The sequence below is a fragment of the Pseudomonas sp. NPDC087817 genome (genome assembly GCF_044742875.1).
Classification (GTDB): Bacteria; Pseudomonadota; Gammaproteobacteria; order Pseudomonadales; family Pseudomonadaceae; genus Aquipseudomonas.
Genome location: NZ_JBIUVJ010000080.1, coordinates 8376 through 18767, shown reverse-complemented (window position 1 = coordinate 18767; position 10392 = coordinate 8376). Strand labels below are relative to the sequence as shown.

Genomic DNA, 10392 nt, shown 5'->3' with positions numbered 1-10392 from the left:
CTGCGGTCTGACCGGTCGCAAGATCATCGTCGACAGCTACGGCGGCATGGCCCGTCACGGCGGTGGCGCGTTCTCCGGTAAAGATCCATCGAAGGTTGACCGTTCGGCAGCCTACGCTGGCCGTTACGTGGCCAAGAACATCGTCGCGGCCGGCCTCGCCGAGCGTTGCGAGATTCAGGTTTCCTACGCGATCGGTGTGGCCCAGCCTACTTCGATCTCGCTGAACACCTTCGGCACCGGCAAGATCAGCGATGACAAGATCATCAAACTGGTTCGCGAAGTGTTCGACCTGCGTCCATACGCAATCACCACCATGCTGGATCTGCTGCACCCGATGTACCAGGAAACTGCAGCGTACGGCCACTTCGGTCGCGCTCCACAGACCAAGACTGTTGGCGAAGACACCTTCACCACCTTCACCTGGGAAAAAACCGACCGCGCCGACGCTCTGCGTTCTGCTGCTGGTCTGTAAGACTTCCCCGGCGGTACAAAAAGCCCCGCACGGTTCGCGCCGTGCGGGGCTTTTTCATGCCTGAAATGCGATTCCTGAACCCAAACGAATAACCCTGTGGGAGCGGGCTTGCCCGCGAAGAGGCCCGCAAGAGCGACATCAGATTCCGCATAGAAACACTCAGCAAAACACCTTGCCGACCCAACTTAAAATACTCGCCTAGCCTTCAAGCATTCCCCTTGAGCAAGGACGCTCACGATGCATGCCACGCTGCGCCTGTTAATTACTTTGCTGCTGACGCTCCTTACTCTAAACGCTTACGCCGAATGCCCGAACTGGCCGCCCGACCAGGCCCAACGCGAAATCACCGCGCTGCAAAAACAGATCGACCAATGGGACGATGCCTACCACCGCGAAGGGCGCTCGCTGATTGCCGACGAACTCTATGACCAATCACGCCTGCGGCTAAACGAATGGCGAGCGTGCTTCAAATCGCCTGCGACGATCGAGGCCGTGCGCACAGCCTCCGGGCCAGTCGCACATCCAGTCGCCCACACCGGCCTGGACAAGCTTCATAAAGCCGAAGCCGTGCAAGCCTGGCTGCGTGATCGCAAGGATGTCTGGGTACAACCCAAAGTCGACGGTGTTGCAGTGACACTGATTTATCGCGAGGGCTTTTTGCAACAAGCGATCAGTCGCGGCGACGGGGTCAACGGACACGACTGGACGGCATCTGCGCGCAAGATCGGCGCCATCCCGCAACGACTCAAGCAACCGCTGGATCTGCTGGTGCAAGGTGAACTCTATTGGCGCCTGACCGAACATATTCAGGCTCAAGCCGGCAGCGTCAACGCCCGCGCCACCGTGGCCGGTCTGATGGGACGCAAAACCTTGAGCGCAGAACAAGCCGCCGGGATCGGGTTGTTTGTCTGGGACTGGCCGCAAGGACCTGCGGACTTGCCTGAAAGGTTATCGACATTGGCGGCGCTGGGCTTTACCGCAACGGAGCGCTATAGCCATCGCGCTCCGCAATTCGCTGACGCACAGAAGTGGCGCGAACACTGGTACCGCTCGCCCCTGCCATTCGCCACTGACGGCGTGGTTCTGCGCCAGAGCCAACGCCCACCCGCCGAGCGCTGGCAGGCCCATGCGCCCTATTGGGCCATCGCCTGGAAGTACCCGTTTGCTCAGGCCTTGGCCGACGTGCGCAAGGTGAATTTCAAGATCGGGCGCACCGGGCGCATCACGCCGGTGCTGGAACTGAACCCGGTCATGCTCGATGACCGGGAGATCAAACGGGTCAGCGCCAGCTCATTCAAGCGCTGGCAAGAACTGGATATCCGTCCCGGCGATCAGGTGGCGATAAGTCTGGCGGGCCTGACCATTCCCCGGCTCGACAGCGTTGTGTTGCGCAGCATCGACCGAGCGCACATGGACATCCCAAGCGCCGACGACTTCCATGCCTTGAGCTGCTGGCAACCCACACCCGGCTGCGAAAGCCAGTTTCTCGCCCGCCTGACCTGGCTCAGTGGCAAACACGGACTGGCGATGCAACATGTCGGTCGTGGCACCTGGGAGAAACTTCTCGAAACAGGCCGCCTGAACAACCTGCTGGATTGGTTGACCCTCGATGCGCCAGAGCTTGCTAACATTGCCGGTTTCGGCGACCGCAGCAGTGAGCGCCTGATCTACAGTTTTCACAGCGCCCGCCAACGACCATTCGCACAGTGGCTCAAGGCACTGGGCTTGCCGCCAACAGGTGAGGCAAGGCTGGCTGAGTCGTGGCAGGCACTGGCACAACGTGACACCGAACAATGGCAGGCAGAAGCCGGCATCGGCCCCGGTCGCGCGGCGCAATTGAGCGCATTTTTCCGCGACCCGCAGGTGCTGGCCTTGAGTCAAACCTTACGCGCCGCCGGTATCGACGGCTTCTGAACATGCAATCCCGGTGCGCCGGGAACCCAACGGCCGCCGAAGCGCTCCAACAGCGCAGTGCCCGACCGACCTGATTGCCTTTGCACATGGAGCTTTTATGAAATTTCTCACACCGCTCGCCCTGCTCACTCTTTGTGGCGTAATGGCCGCGCCCGTGATGGCTGCCGAAGATGCTCCGGGCCTCACCGGTTGCGCTGCCAAGAAGCAAGGCATCATGAACCAGATCGAGCAGGCCAAATCCCGTGGCAATGCCGATCAGCAGGCGGGCCTGGAAACTGCGCTGCGCGAAGTGACCGAACATTGCACTGATGCAGGCTTGAAGAAAGAACGCGAAAACAAGGTGCTTGAAGCCAAGCACGAAGTGAGCAAACGCCAGGCTGACCTCGACAAAGCCATGAAGAAAGGCGATCCCGAGAAGATCAACAAACGCAAAGACAAGCTCGCCGAATCGCGCAAGGAACTGCAGGAAGCGCTGGACGAAATCGACAAGTAATTGATGCCCGTGTGGCGAGGGGATTTATCCCCGATGGGCTGCGAAGCGGCCCCAAGTCCATTCAACTCAGCTGTAACAGGCATACCTGGTTGAATGGATTTGCGACGGCTACGCCGCCGATCGGGGATAAATCCCCTCGCCACAGGGTTACTCAGCAGTCTTGAAGATCAATGATCCCGAAATTGCTTATGGCAAGCGCTGCAGGCATCTTCAACTTTCTGCACCGCAGGCCCGAGGTTGCTAGCCTTGTACGGCTGGACCTTACTGGCGATCACCAATTCACCGGTGGCAGCTTCAAGGGTGCGAGCCATTTCCTGAAACTGCGCCTGTTTCTGCCAGACATCGTCCTTGGCGCTGGTGTGATCTTCTTCGCGCACCTGCGGGAAATGCTTCCACGGCTCATGAGACAACGCATCAAGCTTTACCGCACCTTCAGCAAACTTCGGCCCGTCGAACGGAATACGTCCACGCAACATGCCACCCAGATCTTCACCGGTCTTGAGCATCTGTTTGAAGATCGCCTTGCGTTGCCCCAGCGGAGAGTTCGGATCGACACCGCCACAGGCGGACAAGGTCAGACAGGCCAGCAATACAACAGCAATTCTTTTAAGAGTCATGGTGGCTTCAGGTCACGGAAATCGGCGGCCAGTATCCCCGCGTCACCGCCAAACACCAATAGCCCTATTAAAATACGGGTTGTTCGAGCGCATGGAGCACTCGGGCAACCGGCACAGGAATCACTCCATGAACAGCCGTTTCAAGGCCTGGCGTCATCCACTGATCGCGACTCTACCCCTGCTGGCGATTCTCGCCGGCTGCACCGGGGGCGACAGCGACAAGCCGAAAACCCATGCGCTGGCCACTTATTCCAGCGCAACCTGGGAAGCACTGCCTGCCGTATCAGACAGTGATCTGGTCGCTGGCTTCGGCTCGTGGCGCAGTGCATGCACTCGACTCAAAGCCGACCCGGTCTGGGGCACGACCTGTGCGGCAGCCGCCAACGTGCCACAAAGTGCCGGCGAGATTCGTGCGTTCCTCAAGCAGAACCTCGACGTGTTTGGCCTGCGCGCTGAAAACGACAACCCCAACGGCTTGATCACCGGCTACTACGAACCCGTCTACCCCGGCAGCCTGACGCCCACCGACGTGGCCAACGTGCCGGTGTATGGCGTCCCCGAAGACATGATCATCGTCTCGCTGGACAGCATTTATCCCGAATTGAAGGGCAAGCGCTTGCGCGGTCGCCTCGAAGGTCGCGTGCTCAAACCCTACGACGATGCAGCGACCATCGAGTCCAAAGGCGTGAAAGCGCCGGTAGTTGCCTACCTGACCGATCCGATGAACCTGCAATTTCTGCAGATCCAGGGTTCCGGGCGCATTCAGACGCAGGACGGCAAGCAGCTGCGCATTGCCTACGCCGACCAGAACGGCCACCCATATCGGCCGATCGGCCGCTGGCTGGTCGAGCAAGGCGAGCTGAAGAAAGAAGACGTCACCATGAGTGCGATCAGCAACTGGGCCAAAGCCAATCCGGCGCGCATCCCTGAACTCCTCGGCAGCAACCCGAGCTACGTGTTCTTCACCCGCAACCCGGACAGCAACGAAGGCCCGCGCGGCTCGCTGAACGTGCCGCTGACTGCCGGTTACAGCGCGGCGGTGGACCGTAAAGTAATTCCGCTGGGCAGTTTGTTGTGGCTGTCGACTACGCGCCCCGACGGCACGGCGCTGGTGCGCCCGGTGGCGGCGCAAGACACCGGCGGCGCAATTGCCGGCGAGGTTCGTGCGGATCTGTTCTGGGGCACCGGCGACGCAGCCGGGCAATTGGCCGGGGACATGAAACAGCAGGGGCAGATCTGGATGCTCTGGCCAAAAGGTGCGGCGCTGCCGCAAGTGCCGCAGGTGGCCGATACGGAGAAGAAATAACTCTTCAGATCATCGGTGGCTGTTAGAAAGCCATCGCGGGCAAGCCCGCTCCCACAAGGTTCCTTGGTGTACACAGAATTTCTGTTCACCACTGATACCTGTGGGAGCGGGCTTGCCCGCGATGAGGCCATCAGCAACACCGGTAATCAAACAGACACAAAGAAGAACGAAGCAATCAACCCCATCCCCACAAACCACACCAGCGACCGCAAGATCGCCCAGTCAGCCAGATAGCAAATGATGTACAGCAGGCGACTGGTGATAAACAGCACCGCCAGCACATTGACCGTCACCAGCTCAGCAGTCCCCACCAGATGCGCGACGATGACCGCAGCGGCAAACGCCGGCATCACTTCAAAGCTGTTCAGTTGCGCCGCATGCGCCCGACGAGCCACACCGTTAAGGCTTTCCAGAAAATCGCGCGGATCGTGATTGTCACTCAGCCGGTAGCCACCCACGGCTTTCGCCACGCCGGTGCAGATATACGGCAGAAAAATCGCGATCAACACACACCACAGAGCCACCGTCATAACGCCGTCCTTTTTTCGAGTCATAGAATTCGCGAGCGGTCAGAACTTCATCACCAGCATGCCGATCAGCACCAGCCCACAGGCTAAGAGCCGTGGCCGGCCGAAAGGTTCTTTGAGATAGCGCATACCAAACAGCACCACCAGAATCACGCTGATCTCGCGCAATGCCGCCGCTTCTGCAATCGAGCCCAACTGCATCGCCCACAGCACCAGAGCGTAGCTGAACAACACGCAGAATCCGACGGTCAGCCCCAGCTTCCATTGTTCACGCCAGAACTGCATGAACGCCGGGCGTTTGGCCACCCACGCCAGCAATGGGAACGGCCAGGCACTGAGCAGCGTGACCCAGACCAGATAATCCAGCGGGTGCGACCAGCGCCGCAACGCCTGACCGTCGATGTAGGTGTAGCAACCGATGCACAGTCCGATCAACGCAACCACCGGCAACATTGACCACGGCAGATGCTTGCCGCCACCGCCCTGCCAGAGCAGGCAGGCCATGCCAAAGGGAATCAGCATGATCCCGAAGATCTGCTGGGTGGTCAGCACTTCGCCGGCAAAAATCAGGGTCAACGCCAGCACCACCAGCGGTGACAAACCGCGCATCAGCGGATAGACCAGACCGAGGTCGCCGACCCGATAGGCCTGGATCAGCAGATAGCGATACAGCAGTTCGAACGCCGCCGAAGCCAGTATCCACGGCCAGATTTCCTGCGGCGGCAGGCTGATGAAGGGCAACGCCAGCGTCACGAACAACAGCGCCACCGTGTCCATGCACGCCACCACCAGCAGCCGTTCGGCGCTGAATTTGATCAGGGTATTCCACGCCGCATGCAACAGCGCCGCCACCAACACCAAAGCTGTCGCCAGCATGTTCTACTCCTTGTTTTTTGCGGTTGACCCTACACCAATGTCTGCGGCTGACCAACCGAGGGCACATCATTGTGTCTCCGCCCCGAATCAGCCCATCCAACCCCTGCATCGAAGAATCGGTGCGCTGTCTTTCCACCCCTCATCCAAAGGACCCCGGATGCTTGAACTTGTCGCCGCTTTTATCTGTTTGACCACCCTCCTGACCTTCGTCAATTTCCGCTTTATCGGCCTGCCGCCGACCATCGGCGTGATGGTCACCGCACTGATGTTCTCTCTGTTGCTGCAAGGCCTGAGCCTGCTCGGCTACCCAGGCCTCGAAGAACGTGTGCAGCAACTGATCGGCCAGATCGACTTCGGCGACCTGCTGATGAACTGGATGCTGTCGTTCCTGCTGTTCGCCGGCGCCCTGCACGTCAACCTGAACGACTTGCGCAGCTACCGCTGGCCCATCGGCCTGCTGGCAACATTCGGTGTATTGATCGCGACCGCCGTGATCGGCAGTCTCGCCTATTACATTTTTGCCTTGTTTGGCTGGCATGTGAGTTTCCTCTACTGCCTGCTGTTCGGTGCGCTGATTTCGCCGACCGACCCGATCGCCGTGCTGGGCGTACTGCGGACCGCCAACGCCTCGAAACCGCTGAAAACCACCATCGTCGGCGAATCGCTGTTCAACGACGGCACTGCGGTTGTGGTGTTCACCGTGTTGCTGGGCATCGCCCAGCTCGGCGAAACCCCGACCATCAGCGCCACCGCCATGCTGTTCGCACATGAGGCGATTGGCGGCGTGCTGTTCGGTGGGCTGATCGGTTATCTGGTGTACCTGATGATCAAGAGCATCGAGCAGCACCAGATCGAAGTGATGCTGACCCTCGCACTGGTGATCGGCGGTTCGGCGATGGCGTCCGAACTGCACGTCTCGGCGCCGATTGCGATGGTGGTCGCCGGTCTGATCATCGGCAACCTCGGTCGCAACCTGGCGATGAACGACATGACCCGCAAATACCTCGACGGCTTCTGGGAGCTGCTCGATGACATGCTCAACGCACTGCTGTTCGCGCTGATCGGCATGGAACTGTTGCTGCTGCCATTCAACTGGGCGCACGTGGCGGCGGCCAGTTTGCTGGCGCTGGCGATTCTGCTGTCGCGCCTGCTCACCGTGGCCCCGGCCATCGTCCTGCTGCGTCGTTGGCGCACGGTGCCGCGCGGCACCATCCGCATCCTGACTTGGGGCGGTTTGCGCGGCGGTGTCTCGGTGGCGTTGGCGCTGGCGCTGCCACTGGGTCCGGAGCGTGATCTACTGCTGAGCATCACCTATATCGTGGTGCTGTCGTCGATCCTGTTGCAGGGTCTGACCATTGGCAAACTGGTCAAACACGCCACCCGTGACGAGCCAGCCACTGTGGCCGAGCCCGCACACCACTGATCATTTTCTGATCTGCTGCGGGTCAGGTTTTTCGGCCTGATCCGCAGACTGTTTCGCCTTGCCTGTCTCTTTCGGCACGCCGCTTTCGCTGCGAATCTGCGCATGGCTGATCAGGGCGAAGATGAAACTGCCGCCGATGATATTCCCCGCCAGCGTCGGCCCGGCGAACACCATCCAGAAATCACTCCACGGCAGTTCGCCGGCAAACACCAGATACGACACTTCCGCCGAACCGACCACGATGTGGGTGAAGTCGCCCAACGCCATCAGGTAAGTGATGAGGATGATGATCCACATCTTGGCGCTTTCCATGGACGGGATCATCCAGACCATGGTGGCGATCATCCAGCCGGAGACGATGCCCTTGGCGAACATCTGGCTGGCGTGGTTTTCCATGACCTTGCGGCCTATTTCAAGGAAGGCCTGGTCGGTCCTGGTGTCGAAGATCGGCAGTTCAAGCATCACGTACGCCACCAGAATGGTGCCGCACAGGTTGCCGAACAGCACCACGCCCCACAATCGAATCAACCGGCCGAAATTGCGCAGGGTCGGTTTGGTCATCACCGGCAGTACGGCGGTAAGAGTGTTCTCGGTGAACAGTTGCTGGCGCGCGAGGATCACCGCGAGGAAACCCGCGCAGTAACCAAAACTGGCGATCACCTTGAACTCGTCACCTTCGGGCAGGCGCGAGTTGAGCAGGCCCATGCCCATCAGCGACAGGCCCATGGTCAGCCCTGCGGCCAGCGCTGACCACCACAGTGCGGCAATACTGCGCTCCAGTTCCTGGTCGCCTTGGGTGCGGATGATCTCGTGCAGAACCGCCGCGCGGGGCGGCTGGCTTTTCTCGACTTCATGTTTTTCATCGGTCGAGAGGTTGGGGGTCTTGCCGTCTGTCGGGGTGCTCATGGCGGGGGAACCAGTGGGGGGCTTTCAGCTACGACCCGCGCCATTCACAGCTGTTCAGTGGTCAGACAAATATGTGCTGACTTCAAAACCGCCATCGCGGGCAAGCCCGCTTCCACAGGGGATTGCGCTGAACCTGTGGGAGCGTGGCTTGCCCGCGATCGGAGCGCCGCCGATGTCAGTTGCTGACCAGCTCATCTTCCTTGAACTGGTCTTTGACGTACTTGATCTCGGTCCGCCCGTGCGGTGCCGGCAGGCCGTCCTCGCCTAAGTTCACGAAGACCATTTTCTCGACCGTAAGGATGCTCTTGCGGGTGATCTTGTTGCGCACTTCGCAGGTCAGGGTGATCGAGGTGCGGCCGAACTCGGTGGCGGTGATGCCCAGTTCGATGATGTCGCCCTGGCGCGAAGCGCTGACGAAGTTGATTTCGGAGATGTACTTGGTCACCACGCGCTGATTGCCCAACTGCACGATGGCGTAGATCGCCGCTTCTTCGTCGATCCAGCGCAGCAGGCTGCCGCCGAACAAGGTGCCGTTAGGGTTCAGGTCTTCGGGTTTTACCCATTTGCGGGTGTGGAAATTCATGTTCACTCCTGAGCGTTTGCCGAAAGATGGGCGCCATCTTGGCAGACTGATCGGTCATGCTCCATGAGCCTTCTACTATGGTCGCTATTAGCGATCTTCATTTGGCCGACAGAAACCCTTTGGAAGATCAGTCTAGACGGCTATAATCGCCCCCGTTTCAAAACGGTCATCTTCAATTGATACCGTTTTCCCGCCACCTGTCCGAGGGGCGCTGCAGCAGGTTCAACCTGTCAGGCTCGGATGGGGCGTTGACTGGCCTTGGCCGGACACTAAACGCACAACGGCGCCCATTCGCATACATTACGAATGGAGGCTCTTCATGAGCGCTGTTATCACGCCTGCAGATTTTAACGATTACAAAGTTGCCGACATGTCCCTGGCTGCCTGGGGCCGTCGCGAAACCATCATCGCCGAATCGGAAATGCCGGCTCTGATGGGTCTGCGTCGCAAGTACTCCGGCGAACAGCCGTTGAAAGGCGCCAAGATCCTCGGCTGCATCCACATGACCATTCAGACTGCCGTGCTGATCGAAACCCTGGTTGCCCTGGGTGCCGAAGTGCGCTGGTCGTCGTGCAACATTTTCTCCACTCAGGATCAGGCTGCTGCCGCTATCGCCGCCGCCGGTATCCCGGTTTTCGCCTGGAAAGGTGAAACCGAAGAAGAGTACGAGTGGTGCCTGGAGCAGACCATCCTGAAGGATGGCCAGCCATGGGACGCCAACATGATCCTCGACGACGGCGGCGACCTGACTCAGCTGCTGCACGACAAGTACCCACAGGTTCTGGATCGCGTTCACGGCGTGACCGAAGAAACCACCACCGGCGTACACCGTCTGCTGGACATGCTGGCCAAGGGCGAGCTGAAAATCCCGGCCATCAACGTCAACGACTCGGTGACCAAGTCCAAGAACGACAACAAGTACGGCTGCCGTCACAGCCTGAACGACGCGATCAAGCGTGGTACCGACCACCTGCTGTCCGGCAAGCAAGCGCTGGTCATCGGTTACGGTGACGTGGGCAAGGGCTCCGCGCAGTCCCTGCGTCAGGAAGGCATGATCGTCAAGGTTTCCGAAGTTGACCCGATCTGCGCCATGCAAGCGTGCATGGACGGTTTCGAACTGGTTTCGCCGTTCATCGACGGTATCAACGACGGTTCCGAAGCAAGCATCGACAAAGCGCTGCTGGGCAAGATCGACCTGATCGTGACCACCACCGGTAACGTCAATGTTTGCGACGCGAACATGCTCAAAGCCCTGAAGAAGCGCGCCGTTGTCTG

Annotated in this window: 10 protein-coding genes, 1 pseudogene and 1 riboswitch; of the genes and pseudogenes, 6 read left to right on the top strand and 5 right to left on the bottom strand. The window is 59.7% G+C overall.

Features of this window, described 5'->3' with window-relative positions; all coding sequences use genetic code 11:
• The 3 genes from ACIONG_RS27375 to ACIONG_RS27365 form a co-directional block, all read left to right on the top strand.
• On the top strand, window positions 1-472 hold a 472-nt coding region (locus tag ACIONG_RS27375), incomplete at its 5' end, for a methionine adenosyltransferase domain-containing protein (protein ID WP_401303836.1).
• A 237-nt stretch (window positions 473-709) separates the two neighbouring features.
• Window positions 710-2386, top strand: a complete 1677-nt coding sequence (gene ligB / locus ACIONG_RS27370; RefSeq protein WP_401303833.1) for an NAD-dependent DNA ligase LigB — start codon at window positions 710-712, stop codon at window positions 2384-2386.
• 97 nt (window positions 2387-2483) lie between these two features.
• On the top strand, window positions 2484-2879 hold the full coding sequence (locus tag ACIONG_RS27365; RefSeq protein ID WP_103304270.1) for a DUF1090 domain-containing protein: 396 nt from the start codon (window positions 2484-2486) through the stop codon (window positions 2877-2879).
• A gap of 167 nt (window positions 2880-3046) precedes the next feature.
• Here ACIONG_RS27365 and ACIONG_RS27360 read toward each other — a convergent pair whose 3' ends face one another.
• Window positions 3047-3496, bottom strand: coding sequence for a cytochrome c (locus ACIONG_RS27360; RefSeq protein WP_103304271.1), 450 nt, complete (start codon window positions 3494-3496; stop codon window positions 3047-3049).
• A 127-nt stretch (window positions 3497-3623) separates the two neighbouring features.
• On the opposite strand from ACIONG_RS27360, the gene ACIONG_RS27355 reads away from it, so the two are divergent.
• Window positions 3624-4802 (top strand): murein transglycosylase A, encoded by a 1179-nt coding sequence (locus ACIONG_RS27355; protein ID WP_401303829.1) that lies wholly within the window; start codon window positions 3624-3626, stop codon window positions 4800-4802.
• 146 nt (window positions 4803-4948) lie between these two features.
• On the opposite strand, the gene ACIONG_RS27350 is transcribed toward ACIONG_RS27355, so the two are convergent.
• Both ACIONG_RS27350 and ACIONG_RS27345 read right to left on the bottom strand, forming a co-directional pair.
• A complete protein-coding gene (locus ACIONG_RS27350; RefSeq protein ID WP_103304273.1) occupies window positions 4949-5332 on the bottom strand; it encodes an MAPEG family protein in 384 nt (127 codons plus the stop codon).
• Between the two features lie 39 nt (window positions 5333-5371).
• A complete protein-coding gene (locus ACIONG_RS27345; RefSeq protein WP_213026821.1) occupies window positions 5372-6205 on the bottom strand; it encodes an EamA family transporter in 834 nt (277 codons plus the stop codon).
• Between the two features lie 157 nt (window positions 6206-6362).
• Between ACIONG_RS27345 and ACIONG_RS27340 the strand changes: the two genes are divergently transcribed.
• Window positions 6363-7628, top strand: a complete 1266-nt coding sequence (locus ACIONG_RS27340) for a sodium:proton antiporter (RefSeq protein ID WP_103304275.1) — start codon at window positions 6363-6365, stop codon at window positions 7626-7628.
• Here ACIONG_RS27340 and ACIONG_RS27335 read toward each other — a convergent pair whose 3' ends face one another.
• Entirely contained in the window at window positions 7629-8534 is a 906-nt protein-coding gene (locus tag ACIONG_RS27335; protein ID WP_103304276.1) for a formate/nitrite transporter family protein, read from the bottom strand.
• 175 nt (window positions 8535-8709) lie between these two features.
• Window positions 8710-9117, bottom strand: a complete 408-nt coding sequence (locus tag ACIONG_RS27330; protein ID WP_095137509.1) for an acyl-CoA thioesterase — start codon at window positions 9115-9117, stop codon at window positions 8710-8712.
• 197 nt (window positions 9118-9314) lie between these two features.
• A riboswitch (S-adenosyl-L-homocysteine riboswitch) is annotated at window positions 9315-9413 on the top strand.
• 23 nt (window positions 9414-9436) lie between these two features.
• Here ACIONG_RS27330 and ACIONG_RS27325 point away from each other — a divergent pair.
• Window positions 9437-10392: pseudogene (locus ACIONG_RS27325) on the top strand (adenosylhomocysteinase); the annotation flags it as partial.